Origin of the sequence: Pandoraea sputorum (assembly GCF_000814845.2) — a bacterium.
Lineage (GTDB): Bacteria > Pseudomonadota > Gammaproteobacteria > Burkholderiales > Burkholderiaceae > Pandoraea > Pandoraea sputorum.
The window spans coordinates 1,522,283-1,536,882 of the sequence record NZ_CP010431.2; the positions used below are offsets into that span (position 1 = coordinate 1,522,283).

Genomic DNA, 14,600 nt, shown 5'->3' on the forward strand with positions numbered 1-14,600 from the left:
ACGCGCGTCGATGACGATGCTGCCTTTGACCTCGGCGGGGCAGAAGGGAGCGGTGGCAGTGGTCGGGAGCGGCATGAGGAGTGGGTTGTGTGCAATGACGCTCACGTTAGCCGGGCCGACGCCTGCCCGCAAGCGCGATCGCCATGATCGGCGTGATGAGGCGTGATGAGGCGGCCATGAAGATGCCGTCGACGGCAAATGAACTGCTATACTGTACATTCATACAGCATTTGGGCGCATGATGACCCTGCCGCTTTCCTCCCCTCTGCCTGCCGGGCTATGGCGTGCCAGTGAGCTGGCGCATTGCCATCGCGCGGGCCACACCACCGGTTTCGCCGCGCTCGACGCCGAGCTGCCCGGCGCGGGGTGGCCGCATGGCGCGGTGACGGAGCTGCTGAGCGACCGTCCGGGCATCGGTGAATGGCGTTTGCTGGCACCGACGTTGCGCGATCTGACGCAGGCGGGAAAGCCGGTCATGGTGATTGCACCGCCGATGCTGCCCTATGCCCCGGCGCTGGCGGGGTGGGGCATCGATCTGCGGTGGTTGAGTGTGGTGATGCGCCCGTCTTATACAGCGTCCCCGGCGTCCCGGCCAACGCGCACCTCCCGAGTGCGGCGCGGGGCCGGGGGGCAGGGCATGAGACCCGAGGACCGCGACATGCTGTGGTGCGTCGAGCAGGCGCTCAGGAGTGCGTGCTGCGGGGCGGTGCTTGCGTGGCTACCGGCCGCGACACCCGAGCAGCTTCGGCGGTTTCAGGTGGCCACTGGCGGTAGCGAAACACTGACCTGGGTGATGCGTCCGCCGGCGGCTGTGTCGACCGCGTCCGCAGCGCCGTTACGGCTGGGACTGGTCGTCGGAGAGGCGAGCCGCCTCGGCTTGCAGTTTCATAAGCGTCGTGGACCGCCTCGTTCCGAACCGCTCTGGCTGACGTTGCCTGAGCCCTATACGCGTGCGCAGCAATCGCTGACAAGGGGCGCGGACGACGAAACGCCGCTGCATGCCCAGCCCGATCCGGCACCGTCGCCCGTGCCGTCTACGGCGTCTTTTGTTTCTGCTTCCGGAGTCTCGCATGGCCTGCTGGATCGCCCTGCATCTGCCTTGTCTGGCACTCGAGATCGCCTCGCCGCTCACATCACTCCCGTCACTCCGGTCGCGCATACGGGCTGACGGGCCGACGGAGGCGAGCGACGCGCAAGCCGACACGACGGTCGTACTGGCGCAGTCACGTGTCTGGCAGGCGAGCGAGGCGGCGCAGGCGGCGGGTGTGCAACCGGGCATGCGTCGCGGCGGTGTTCTCGCGCTCTTGCCACAGGCGCGGTTTCACGATCGCGACGAAGCCGCCGAGGCGCTCGCGCTTGAAGCGCTGGCGCTGGCGTTGCTGCGTTTTGGTCCCGATGTGGCGATTGCCGCGCCGCAGTGTGTATTGATCGACGTCGCGCCGAGTTTGCGTCTGTTTGGTGGATTGGCATCGTTGGCGGCACAAGTGTTGGAAAGTGCCGAGTCGCTCGGACACCGGGCATCGCTGGGCATTGCCGCGACGGCCAGCGCGGCAACGCTGCTCGCACGCGCCGCGCAGGCTGTGCCGACACACGTTGATCCTCATGCGCCGACATCTCAGGACATGCAGGCCGCGATGAAGTCGCGTGCATCACGTCGCTCGATCGTGCCGGTGACAAAGGCGGCAGCGGGGGCGACGTCCGGGGCGGCGCTATCGCTGTCGTCGTCGGCTACGGCGCCATCCTCGTCGTCGTGGCCTCCCGAGCCACTGCTGCCACCGTCATTGGCGGGGCTACCGGCGCAACTCGATCCGCTCCCGGTGGCATTGCTGCCCGAAGCGCAGCCGTGGCTCGACTGGCTCGCTCAGATCGGTTGCGCGACGTTGAGCGAATTGCGTGCACTGCCGTCGGCGGGCGTGAGACGTCGCTGCGGTGCCGCGCTGCCCGCATCGCTTTCGCGCGCCTATGGCGAAGCGCCGGAAGCGCCGGCGTGGTATCGCGCGCCGCCGCATTTCGAAGCCGTGCTGCCATTGCCGTCGCTCACGCATGACGTTGAAGTCTTGCTGTTCGGCTTGCGCCGTCTGCTCGCGCAACTGACGGGGTGGCTCGCCGCTGGGCAACTGGCCACGCAGGCCTTGACGCTGATTCTCGAACACGAGCCGCTTGGCCGGGAGACCCTGGCACCGACGCGTTTCGACATCCGTCTGGCCGAAGCGAGCGCCGCACCGGCGCACTTGTTGTCGCTCTGCAAGGAACGGCTGGCGCGTTCTCCGTTGGTCGCGCCGGTGCTGACATTGCGGCTCGACGTCACGCAGACGGCGCAGCATGTCCCGCAAAGCGGTTCGCTGCTGCCCGAGCCGGGGCGCGAGCGGCAGGATTTCGTGCAATTGATGGAGCGCGTTGCGGCGCGTCTGGGAGATGAACACGTGCGGCGTTTGCAGGTGCGTGGCGATCATCGTCCCGAGGCGGCGTTCGTGAGCGTGCCTTATGCAGTGAATGCAGGGGTGGGTGCAGGAGTGAGTGCGAGTGTGAATGGGGAGGCGACGTCTGCGTCGAATCGTCATCTGCCGGATACCGTGAGCGCACTGCCGCCGCGCCCGGCGTGGCTGCTCGACGCGCCTCAGCGGCTCAGCATGCAGCAGGAGCGTCCGTGGCGGCAGGGACCATTGCAACTGGTGAGCGGCCCGGAGCGTATCGAGGCTGGCTGGTGGGAGCCGGGCACGGTCACGCGCGATTACTTCATCGCAGCGGACACGACGGGGGCGTTGCTGTGGGTGTTTCGGGAGCGTCCCGTGAAAGGTGCAGACGCTGCCTGGTATTTGCATGGCCTGTTCGGTTGAGACGGACGGGGCCGCAGTCTTATGAATTTCGACGATTTTCTCCCGTGGCAAGGACCGACCGAAGGGCTGGCCAACAACGACGACGGTGCCGATACCCCCGATGCGGCACCCTCTGCCCTGCGAGGACAGCAAGACGACAGCCTGCCCGCGTATGCCGAATTGCACTGCCTGTCGAACTTCTCGTTTCAGCGGGGGGCGTCGCATCCGGAGGAGTTGATCGCGCGCGCCGTGCATCTGGGTTACACCGCGTTGGCGATTACCGACGAGTGTTCGCTGGCTGGTGTGGTTCGGGCGCTGGCGGAGTCGGCCAAGCATGAACCACCGTTGGTGTCGCTGATCGTGGGGAGTGAGTTTCGATTGACGCCCGAAGTGGACATGTTGTCTGCCTCGGAACTTGACGCCCTCGGCACCGTGCATCTCGTAGCCCTTGCGCAGCATCGCGAGGGCTACGGCAATCTGTCCGAGATGATTACGCTCGGGCGTATGCGAGGTCCGAATCGCGGCTATCGCCTGCATGCGAGGGATTTCAGCGCGCCGGACAAGGCGCACGCCCATCTGCTTGGTTTGCGAGGTTGCCTGATCATCCTCGTGCCGGATCCCGACGCGAGTGAGGAGCGTACGCTGGCGCAGACTCGCTGGGCCGCGCAGACCTTTGGCGAAGGGCGTGTCTGGCTGGCGCTGGAGCGCCGTCATCGTGCCGACGACGAGGCGCAACTGGCGCGCCTTCACGCCATTTCGGCCGAGTGCGGCGTGCCGCTCGTCGCGACGGGACACGTGCTCATGCATGTGCGCTCGCGCAAGCCGTTGCAGGATACGCTCACGGCCATCGGATTGGGCAAACCGGTACAGGCATGTGGCCTGGCATTGGCGGCAAATGCCGAGCAGCATCTGCGTACGCGACTGCGGCTTGCCTGGCTTTATCCGAAAGAAGCACTGGCGCAGACGATTGCCATCGCTTCACGATGCCATTTCGATCTGCGTAGTCTGCGTTACGAGTACCCGGAAGAACTGGTGCCTGCGGGGCATACGCCGGAGTCGTATCTGCGTCAGGAGGTGGAATCGGGCGCGAAGCGACGTTATCCGGGCGGTTTGCCGTTGAAGGTGCGCCAGCTCATTGAAAACGAGCTGGCACTTATCCGCGACCTTGAGTACGAGCCGTATTTTCTGACGGTCTACGACATCGTGAGCTTTGCCCGCAGTCAGAACATTCTCTGTCAGGGCCGGGGTTCGGCAGCCAATTCGGCGGTTTGTTATTGCCTTGAGATCACGGCGGTGAATCCCGACGAGGTGCAGGTGCTGTTCGGGCGGTTTCTCTCGAAGGAGCGCAACGAACCGCCGGATATCGACGTGGATTTCGAACATCAACGGCGTGAAGAGGTCATCCAGTACATCTACAAAAAGTATGGCAACGACCGGGCGGCGTTGGCGGCGACGGTCATCAGTTACCGCATGCGCAGCGCGGTGCGCGACACGGGGCGGGCGTTGGGCATCGATCTGTCGATCGTCGAGCAGGTGGCGCAGAGTCAGCAGTGGTGGGACGGCAAGGAGAATCTACTCGCACGCATGGCGGCGCAGGGGCTGTCGCCCGAAGCGCCGACGACGCGGTTGTGGGCCGATCTGGTGGCCCGTCTCATCGGTTTTCCCCGGCATCTGTCGCAGCACGTGGGCGGCTTCGTGATCGCTCGCGACCGACTGTCGCGGCTCGTACCGATTGCGCCGGCGGCGATGGAGAATCGCTACGTCATTCAATGGGACAAGGACGACATCGAGACCCTCAAGCTGCTCAAGGTCGACGTGCTTGCGCTCGGCATGCTGAGCGCACTGCGTCGTACGCTCGATCTGTTGGGGGAGTGGCGTGGCGCACCGATCGGGCTTGCCGATATTCCGCGAGACGATCCGGCGACGTACGGCATGATTCGTCGTGCCGACACGGTGGGCGTTTTTCAGATCGAGTCGCGAGCGCAGATGAGCATGCTGCCGCGTCTGAAGCCGGAGACATTCTACGATCTGGTGATCGAAGTCGCGATTGTGCGTCCCGGGCCGATTCAGGGCGGGATGGTGCATCCGTATCTGCGCCGCAAGCAGAAGAAAGAAGAGGTGGTCTATCCGCGCGAGGAGATCAAGGTCGCGCTGGAGCGCACACTGGGCGTGCCGATCTTCCAGGAGCAAGTGATGCAGATCGCGATGATCGCTGCCGATTTTTCGGCAGGTGATGCCGATCAATTGCGTCGCTCGATGGCCGCATGGAAGCGCAAGGGCGGTCTCGAAAAATTCCAGACGCGCATCATTTCCGGCATGTTGAAGAACGGTTACCCGCTTGAGTTTGCCGAGGCCATCTGCCGACAGATCGAAGGCTTTGGCGAGTACGGATTTCCAGAGAGCCACGCAGCGAGCTTCGCGTTGCTCGCCTATGCAAGTGCTTGGCTCAAGTGCCACGCGCCGGAGATGTTCCTGTGCGGCTTGCTCAATAGTTTGCCGATGGGGTTTTATTCCGCATCGCAACTGGTGCAGGATGCGCGTCGGCATCGTGTCGAAGTTCGGGCGGTGGACGTGTGCGTGAGCGATATCGAGTCACGTCCCGAAGTCAGGATGACCCGATATGGGGAGGCACGCCGTCCGGCGGTGCGATTGGGCTTGTCGCTGGTCAAGGGCTTGTCGGCCGAGGGGGCGCAAGCCATCGAAGATGCGCGTCGTCGGCGGCCCTTTACCGATATCGACGACCTCACCGCCCGAGCCGCGCTATCGCGCCGCGACCTCGATGCGCTGGCTGCCGCAGATGCGCTGTCGGCGTTGTTGGGCGGACGCCGTCAGGCCCGCTGGACGGTCGCTGCGTGGCAGCCGCCCACGCCGCTATTGGGCGCAACCGTCTTGCGCGACGCCGCGCCCGGCAGCACGGACGAGCAGGTGGCGTTGTCGCCGATGCCCGAGGGACAAGACATCGTGGCCGATTATGCGAGTACGGGGCTGACGCTTCGGCGTCACCCGCTGATGCTGTTGCGCGAGAAGCTGAACAAGATGCGGGTGCGCACGGCAAAGGAGTTGCAGTCCGAGGGCGTGCATGGCCGACGTGTACGCACCGTCGGCATCGTGACGGGACGACAGCGGCCCGGCACCGCCAACGGCACGGTCTTTGTGTCGCTGGAAGATGAGACGGGCGTCATCAACGTGATCGTCTGGCCCGATCTGGTGGAAGCGCAGCGCAAGGAGTTGCTGGCGTCGTCGCTATTGGGCGTGGAAGGGGTATGGCAGCGCGAGGAGCGCGTGACCCATCTGGTCGCCCATCGTCTGATCGACCTCTCGTCGATGCTCGGCGAACTCACGATCTCGAGTCGGAACTTTCACTAAGCGGATGTCGATAGGATGGCGTGTCTTTGGCCCCCCTGCCATGCGTGGACTCGCCTTCTCGATTTGACGTGACCGGCGCCACGCTTTGCTATTAACGTCAAACGTTAATAACGTGATGCGTTATTATGTTTCTTGATTGAAAATTTTAAATGCAGGGATACGGCACTCCTGTTTAGCGGGCGGCGCGTGACGCGCTGGCGTGCGGTCGAGTCGGCCGCTATACGCAAGCTTCAGCAACTTCATGCGGCGGCAACACTGAGTTTCTTACGCGCGCCACCGGGTAACAGACTTGAAGCGCTGCGTGGAGATCGTCTGGGGCAATACAGTATCCGGATCAACGATCAGTGGCGGTTGTGCTTCCGTTTTGACGCGGGCACCGCTTCGGACGTCGAAATCGTCGACTACCACTGATCGCAACGCGACCGCATAGGTGGGTGTGTTCCTATATTTCTGCTGGGTTCGCGAAAGGTCGATGGAGGACAAGCATGACCCGACAAGTACCGCTGGCAACACCGGGCGAGATTCTCGCGCAAGAGTGGCTCGGCCCGATGGGGATCTCGCAATACGCACTGGCCAAAGCCATTGACGTGCCCCCTCGCCGGATCAATGAGATCGTGCTCGGCAAACGGGCGATTACCGTCGATACCGCACTGCGTCTGGGGGCGTTCTTTGGCGTAGATGCGCAGAGTTGGCTCAATCTGCAAAATCAATACGATGCTGAAATTGCGCGCGCGAACATGGTTGATGTTCTGAAGACGATCAAGCACCGCGCGCGGGCGTTGCTCGCAGCCGCATGAGGTGCGGCTGCATCGCGCATTCATCCGTCAATGCGCAGCATCCGCCTGCTTACCCGCCTCCTGCGCGAGCGCATTCGCTTCCTCTTCGCTGCGCAGCCCGTTGAAGTGGGCATTGAGCAGGACCGCGCTGATCGACGCGAGCAGAATGCCGCTGTGGAAGAACGGGGCGAGTGCGTGCGGCAGCTTCATGAAGAACTTGTCCGACGCCACCGGAATCATCCCCACACCGATGCTGATCGCAATGATGTACAGGTTGTAGCGGTTCTTCGACAGATCCACCGTCGACAGAATCTTGATGCCCGTGGCCGTCACCATGCCGAACATCACGATACCCGCGCCGCCCAGCACGAATTGCGGCACCGACGCCACCACGTGCGCCACTTTCGGAAACAATCCCAGCACGATCAGAATCAACCCGCCCATCGCGCACACCCAGCGACTCTTCACGCCCGTCACGCCGACCAGCCCCACGTTCTGTGAAAACGAGGTGTACGGGAACGTGTTGAAGATGCCGCCGATCACGGTGCCGAGGCCATCGACACGCAATCCGCGCACCAGCGTCTTCTGATCGACCGGACGCCCCACGATGTCGCCCACCGCAAGGAACATGCCGGTCGATTCGATGAACGTCACGAGCATCACCAGCGTCATCGTCGCGATGGCGATCGGATCGAAGCGCGGCACGCCAAAATGGAACGGCATGACGAAACCGAACCACGGGGCTTCCGATACCCCGCAAACGACACCTTGCCCAGCGCAATCGCCACCATCGTGCCGAACAGAATCCCCAGCAGCACCGCAATGTTGGAGAAGAAGCCACGCACGTATTTCGTGATGAACAGGATGCAGAGCAGCACCGCAAACGACACGCCCAGATACAACGGATTACCGAAGTCCGGGTTGCCGAATCCGCCGGCCGCCCAGTTGATGCCCACGCCCATGAGCGAAATGCCGATCACCGTGATCACGGTGCCTGTCACCACAGGCGGGAACAGCCGCAACAACTTGCCGATGTAGGGCGCGATCAGAATGCCGATGATCCCGGCGGCAATCGTTGCGCCGTAAATATCGAGCAAGCCGAGGTCGGGGTTCGTGCCGATGGCGATCATCGGCGTGACGGCCGTAAACGTCACCCCCATCATGATCGGCAGACGCAAACCGAAGATCCAGAGGCCTAGCGTCTGAATCAGTGTGGCGATACCGCATGCAAACAGGTCGGCGTTGATGAGAAACGCAATCTGATCGACCGACATCTTCAGGGCGCCACCGATGATCAGCGGTACTGCGACGGCCCCCGCATACATCACCAGCACGTGTTGTAAACCCAGCGTGAACAACTTGGGGAGCGGCAGGCGCTCGTCGACCGGATGTACCGGTGCAGCAGCAGATTGCGTCATGTCTTCTCCTGGTCCGACGGTACGAATTGATTTGCTTGGCGGAACCGAGCGTAAATTTTTTACCGGGGCGCAGCGAGTCGTGTCAAAAAACACCCGGTCTCACGACGGGCGACAGACGACCAGTGACCGACGCGCAGTCGTGGAGAAAAACTGCGGTCTGGCGACATAGTACGCCTGAGTTCGTACGGCGATGCCCAAATGGGTGGAAGCCTTGTGCTGCAAGGGGCGGCGGGTGGTCGGACGCGACGATCGCCAGCGGCGAGAAAGCGACCGCCCGTAGGCAAAATGTCCTGTGTCGCAGGGACGCCACCGGACCGGCGTCTCGGCACATATCGGATTCGCAATACTAAAGATTGCGTCTGACGTATGAAACGCCGAGACACCGGAGACGGTGGCGACATCCTCCCGGCGACATCATGGTGTCCGTGGCTTGCGTCGGAAACGAGAGGATGGAAAGCGAAGGTGAAAGTGAAACGCCCGCCGACAATTGTCAGGCGGGCGTTGGTGAGGCTGTCCGGCGTCGTGACGCGTACTAGCGCCCGGCGGTGCCCCACGGTCTGCGAGCGAGCGAGTCGGCCGCATTCGCGCCGCTCGCGGTGTTTTGTTGCGCCACGCTTTCGAGCTTGCTGGAAATTTCCTCCCCCATGTAATGCAGGAACTCCATTTCCTTCGCCCCAATGCCGCCCGCGCACAATGCGCCGCCCCAGTCGCCGTAGAGCAGCGCCACGGTCTGGTTACGCTGGCGAACCGGCAACAGGAAGAACGATTTCACGTTCGAGAAATGCTGGCGATGCCACAGCGGAATGCGGGGGACGATGCGCGGCTCGCGGGCGTTGTCGATCAGGATCGCCCGGCCGTTGGTCAGCGCGAGATGGAAGACGTCCGGCTCGAACGCTTCGGGGAAAGTCAGGCCCAGCAATGGCTGTACCTCGCGACCAATGCCGAAGCGCATCTCGAAGACCTTGCTCGCGGGCGAACGCACGAAGGCTGCACAGTTCACGAAGCCGAGCGACTGGAGAATCGCTTCGAGCGTCAGGTTGAGCAGGCCCACGGCATCGGTCTCGCCGGTGGCGGCGCGCACTTCGGAAAGCCCGTCGGCCAGACGTCGCGCCGAATCCAGCGGCTTGCCTGCCGGTGGCTGACGCGTATTCGATGCGCCCGTGCTGATGGCGATGAATTCCTGATGGCTCGTGTCGCGCGCCATCTCTTCGCCGACCGACACCACCTCCCTGATGTCCAGCGCCAGACGGTCGGCATAACGCTCTGCAAGTTCAGCAAGGCGCTCAGGATCTGCGCCGCGTGTGAGCTCCGTCACCATCTCGTTGGACATGTTCGCCACGGCGCACAGCCAGTCGGCGTGCGAGAGCGGTGCGTCACCTTCGAGATCGATCGGACGCATGCTGGTCGCAATCGACTCCGGCAGGCCCCACTTGCGAGCGGCAGCCTCGGCCAGTTCAGGGAACGTGATGCCGAGCACTTGCTCGCAGGCGTCGCTGTCGCTGATGCCCCGCTCGGCGGCAATTTCCTGAATCTCGACCCATTCGTTCGGGAAGCAATACGTCACCAGCAGGCGCGCCACGTGATGCAGCAACGTGCAGACGACGGCTTCTTCACCGTCGCGAATCCCGTTCTTGGCCGTAATATCCCGCGCAAAAGCACCCGCCAGCGTGGCACGAGCCAGTTCGCGCGCCATGTCGTCGCGACGTGCGGCGACTTCACCAAAACCCTCGAGCAGCTTCAGGCTCAGGGCGAGGTGGCCGATCGTGTCGACACCCAAAATCATGATCGCGCGCGAGACCGTCGTCACGTTGCAGCCGAACGGCGCATACATGGCGGAGTTGGCCAGACGAATCACTTTCTGGGTGAGGGCGAAATCCGAGAGCACGGACGACGCGAGGTCGGCCGTGCTGGTGTTCTCGCTTTGCATGGCAGACACGATGCCCGTGACCGAGCGTTGCAGCGACGGGAAGTCGCCGCGCTCGGCCATGCGCTGCCACAACAATTCGAGCGTTTTTTCTTTGGTAAGGCTCATGGTAGCGGGGTTGTCCGGTCAGTGGCCGGCATCCACGTTGAGACGCCCGCTCGCAAAGGCCGCCTCCAGTTCTCCCGCAGGCAGGGCCTTCGATACCAGCCAGCCCTGGATGGAATGGCAGCCGCGATCGATCAGCATCTGCCGTTGTTCTTCCGTCTCGACCCCTTCGGCCACCGCCGACAGACCCAGCTCGCGTGCCAGTCCCAGGACTGCCGTCACAATCGTACGGTCGTTCGGTGACGTGGGCATGTCTTTGACGAAACTGCGGTCGATCTTGAGCGCGGAGAGCGGGAAACGCTTGAGGTAGCCCAGACTCGAATAGCCCGCGCCAAAGTCGTCGACGGCAAATCGCACGCCCAGCGTCTGCAACTCGCGCAGCACCAGATTGGCCTGCTCCGGGTCGCGCATCAGCACGCTTTCGGTAATTTCGAGCACAAGGCGGTGACCTTCCACGCCGGAGTCGGCAATGGCCTGCCACACGAGGCTCGGGAAAGACGGATGGTGAAACTGTTGTGCCGAGACGTTGACGGACATGTAGATCCCGTCGAGCCGGGTGCGATCCCAGCGCGCGAGCTGCATGCACGCGGCGCGCAGTGCCCAGCCGCCCAGCAAGTTGATCAGACCGTTGGCTTCGGCCAGCGGAATGAACTCGGCGGGCGAGACCGGACCGAGCGCGGGGTGCCAGCGCATCAGCGCTTCGACACCCTTCACGTTCAGCGAAATCGGGTCGCAGATCGGCTGGTAATGCAGGCTGAATTCACCGTTGTGAATGGCCTCGAACATCGCCGATTCCAGCGAAAACGCCTTGCGATGCAAGTCACCCAGATCGTCCGTGTAGACGAACAGGCCGTTGCGACCGCGATCCTTGGCGCAATACATGGCGGCGTCGGCGTGCTTGATGAGCAGACCGGCGGAGTCGCCGTGTTGCGGGTAAAACGAAACACCGATACTGGTCGTCAGGTGCAGCAATTGGTCGCCGACCTGGAACGGTTGCTGTACCGCCGAGAGCAGTCGCTTCATGATGCCGCTGAGCGCCTGTTCGTTGTCGCAGCCGGGCAGCACCAGCACAAACTCGTCGCCGCCCATACGAGCGGCCATGTCCGTCTCGCGAATCTGCGCGATCAGACGTTGACCTGCATCGCGCAGCAACTGGTCGCCCACGTCGTGGCCGAGCGAGTCGTTGACCTTCTTGAAGCCGTCCAGATCGAGCAGGGCGACGGCGAAGTTCGGACCGCCTTCACGCGCATGCTGGATCGTCTCAACGATGCACTGCTGAATATATTGACGATTCCCGAGCCCGGTCACCGCATCGCGCACCGCCAGATCGGACAGGCGTGCTTCGTTTTCCTTGAAGGCGGTGATGTCTTCGCCGTGCACCAGGAAAGACGCGCTCGCACCCGCGATGCGGGGCGTGTACTGGGCGATGCGCAGACGCATCCAGACGCGGTCGGTCAGACCACGCAGCAAACGCACGGTGCACTGTTGAGGGCCGAGGGTCTGGGCGGCAGAAAAGGCGTCCTGAAGCAGGGGAACGTCTTCGATGCCGGTCAGCTCGAAGAGCGTGGCGTGGTCGATGTACTCACGCGAGTACTCAAGCAGGCGTAGGGAGGCTTCGGCAATGAAAAGGAAACGGCCATCGGCACCCACATGTGCCGATAGTCCGCCGGTCAGCTCGACCAGCGCCCGGGACAATGCCGGGGCCGGCGCCGTGGCATTGGCCTCGGCGATTGCCGGTGCCAGGGTCGATGGTTCGACCAAAGGCACACCGGCTGGGAGTCGATCTGAACTCATTGTTGTTGTCTGTACATGCATCACGTCGAGCGCGCTGCCGCTCATGTGCTTCCCCGTTCAGGCAAACGCGCTCATGGCCGGACCCTGGTCCGGCGGGTGTTCGATGGATTGTGGGCCATTATAGCTAAAGACGCCAGCGATTTTGATGGCCTCAACCCCCGTTTTACCCCCGTTCCACGCCGCTTTCCGTCTGAATTCCCGTGTGGGATTTTTTCCTACAAGACGATCGGGATTTTTTCCTGCAAGGCCGGTGGCGTTCGGTCTACGTACGACCCGAATCGTCCGCCCGGTTCACCTCCATGCCGCCGGTGCAACCCCGGCGCGATCATCGTTCGTGCGCCAGTCTACCCAAGCGCGAGCGACTTGAGGGAACCGCAATCGTGGATTTTTATCATTGCGATGCAACATCGCAACAGCCGCGCAAGCCCCGCAGTGCTTCGCTATGCCATGAATTCGCGGCGGATGAGAGTCGCGCCGGAAAATTGAGAATCGGGAGACGGCGCGCGCGCCGTCGACGTCGAGTCAGACGTGCGCCTGCGCCTCATGCGCGAGCGACCACGCAATGCACGCGCGCGCGAGTGCTGCGGATGCGTCCAGCCCGAATCGCCCGAGCGGTGTTTCACACGTGGCAAGGGCGACCGGGATTTCGGTACAGCCGAGAATGACGCGTTGCGCGCCGGCCGCCAGTAGTTGCTCCATCGCCATTGCAAGCGCCTCACCGCCGCGACGAATTTCCCCGGCCTTGATGAGCCGTATGCCTTCGTTCACGAGCGTCTGGTGCGCAAGCGGGTCGCCTGCCGAGACAAACCGGTAACCCAGTGCTTCAAGCCGTGGCCGGTAGACGTTGGCGTGATGGGTGCCTTCGGTCGCCATCAGGCCGATGGGCGAGCCGGGGGCGACACACGTGGACAGTTCCCCGGCGACGGCTTCGACCACATCCAGCACGGGCAGACGGGTGCGATGACGCAGCGCGTCGAGCCAGGCATGGGCGGTATTGCACGCGATGGCGATGCAGCCGACGCCCGATTGCTCCAGCGCGTGCACGCCGTCGAGCATGCCGTCGAGCGGCGAGGCGCCGTCGCGCAGCAAGGCTTCGGTCCGGTCGGGGATCTGCGGCACCGAATACAGGATGAACGGGATGTGATCCTGATCGCGGTTGGCCGGATGTTGATCGACGATCTTGCGGCAGAGGTCGATACCGGCGGCGGGGCCCATACCGCCGAGAATGCCGAGCGTGGCGTGCGAGTTCATGATGATGGTGAATCTGCGGGAACTGCAAAAAACGGGATCGCGAAGTGCAGGGACCGTGGTCCCCGCACAACGCCTAATCCGTCAGGATCAGTCGTAAGCCTTCGTGATCGGATCCTTGAACATGGCGCGCATTTCAGCCGTCATCGGGTAGTTCATGTTCTGACCCTTCGGCGGCACCGGCTGCGTGAACCACTTGTCATAGAGCTTGGTCATTTCGCCGGACTTTTCCATATCGGCGATGACCGTGTTCACGACCTTCGTGAACGCCGGATCGTCCTTACGCGTCATGCACGCATAGTTTTCGAACTGGAGGTTCGGGCCGACGACTTCGTAGCCCTTCGCTTCGTCGGCCGACAGAGCGGCGCGCTGACCGTAGAGCAGCGGCTCGTCCATGACAAACGCCACTGCACGGCCTTGCTTGACGGTGAGGAAGCCGTCCGAGTGTTCCTTCGTCTGGATCAGGTTGAAGCCGATTTCGCCCTTCTTGCCCGACAGAATGCGGTCGGCCGTGGTGCCGGCCGTCGTCGCGATGGTCTTGCCCTTGAGGCTGTTCAGGTCGGTGATGCCCGAGCCCGTCTTGGCGATCATCTTGATCGAGTACAGGAAGATGTTGTGCGAGAAGCCGACTTGCTTGGCGCGCTCGAACGTGTGGGTGGTCGAGCCGCATTCCAGGTCGATCGTGCCGTTTTGCATCAGCGCGATACGGTTTTGCGACGTAATCGGCGTTTCGGTGACCTTCAGATTCGGCATGTTCAGGTCTTTCTTGACCGCCTCGACGATCTTGAGCGCGATTTCCTGCGAGTAGCCGATCGTCTTGCCGCTGTTGTCCGAGTACGAGAACGGAATCGACGATTCGCGCACGCCCAGCGCGATCACGCCGTTGTCCTTGATCTTCTTGAGCGTGCCAGTGAGTTCCTGTGCGCTCGCGGTGTGCGCGAACAGGGCGGCAGCAGCGCTGACGAGCAGCAGGGGAGCAAACAGCTTCTTCATGGTCTCTTGTCCTATCGGAAGTGGTGGCACGGTGGTCCGTGCCGTTGGAATGTCAAAAGCCTTAAACACCGAAAACACAGATACAACCCGATACGTCCCCCATCGGTCCCCGTGGGAGTGATGTCGCAGCGCGCTGGCGTACGATCGTGTCATCCGGCTG

General features: G+C 63.0%; 9 protein-coding genes and 1 pseudogene. 5 read left to right on the forward strand and 5 right to left on the reverse strand.

The window, feature by feature from the left end; all coding sequences use genetic code 11:
* The first annotated feature begins 238 nt into the window (after positions 1 to 238).
* From imuA to NA29_RS06915, 5 genes are all read left to right on the forward strand, one after another.
* Positions 239 to 1,168, forward strand: coding sequence for a translesion DNA synthesis-associated protein ImuA (imuA, locus tag NA29_RS25685; protein ID WP_052252585.1), 930 nt, complete (start codon positions 239 to 241; stop codon positions 1,166 to 1,168).
* Complete coding sequence (locus NA29_RS06900; protein WP_052252586.1) at positions 1,071 to 2,837, forward strand: Y-family DNA polymerase; 1,767 nt, start codon at positions 1,071 to 1,073, stop codon at positions 2,835 to 2,837. The genes imuA and NA29_RS06900 overlap by 98 nt, the downstream gene beginning before the upstream one ends.
* A gap of 21 nt (positions 2,838 to 2,858) precedes the next feature.
* Positions 2,859 to 6,182, forward strand: a complete 3,324-nt coding sequence (locus NA29_RS06905) for an error-prone DNA polymerase (protein WP_084103522.1) — start codon at positions 2,859 to 2,861, stop codon at positions 6,180 to 6,182.
* Positions 6,183 to 6,314: 132 nt separating this feature from the next.
* On the forward strand, positions 6,315 to 6,593 hold the full coding sequence (locus tag NA29_RS06910) for a type II toxin-antitoxin system RelE/ParE family toxin (protein WP_072633217.1): 279 nt from the start codon (positions 6,315 to 6,317) through the stop codon (positions 6,591 to 6,593).
* Between the two features lie 74 nt (positions 6,594 to 6,667).
* A complete protein-coding gene (locus NA29_RS06915) occupies positions 6,668 to 6,979 on the forward strand; it encodes a HigA family addiction module antitoxin (RefSeq protein WP_039397058.1) in 312 nt (103 codons plus the stop codon).
* 27 nt (positions 6,980 to 7,006) lie between these two features.
* On the opposite strand, the pseudogene NA29_RS06920 reads toward NA29_RS06915, so the two are convergent.
* The 5 genes and pseudogenes from NA29_RS06920 to NA29_RS06940 form a co-directional block, all read right to left on the reverse strand.
* Positions 7,007 to 8,376, reverse strand: a pseudogene (locus tag NA29_RS06920) (nucleobase:cation symporter-2 family protein).
* A 532-nt stretch (positions 8,377 to 8,908) separates the two neighbouring features.
* On the reverse strand, positions 8,909 to 10,408 hold the full coding sequence (locus tag NA29_RS06925; protein ID WP_052252587.1) for an HDOD domain-containing protein: 1,500 nt from the start codon (positions 10,406 to 10,408) through the stop codon (positions 8,909 to 8,911).
* A gap of 18 nt (positions 10,409 to 10,426) precedes the next feature.
* Positions 10,427 to 12,166, reverse strand: coding sequence for a putative bifunctional diguanylate cyclase/phosphodiesterase (locus tag NA29_RS06930; protein WP_052252588.1), 1,740 nt, complete (start codon positions 12,164 to 12,166; stop codon positions 10,427 to 10,429).
* Between the two features lie 555 nt (positions 12,167 to 12,721).
* A complete protein-coding gene (cuyB, locus tag NA29_RS06935; RefSeq protein ID WP_039397062.1) occupies positions 12,722 to 13,450 on the reverse strand; it encodes a cysteate racemase in 729 nt (242 codons plus the stop codon).
* Positions 13,451 to 13,537: 87 nt separating this feature from the next.
* Positions 13,538 to 14,440, reverse strand: a complete 903-nt coding sequence (locus tag NA29_RS06940) for a transporter substrate-binding domain-containing protein (RefSeq protein ID WP_039397064.1) — start codon at positions 14,438 to 14,440, stop codon at positions 13,538 to 13,540.
* Positions 14,441 to 14,600: the final 160 nt, after the last annotated feature.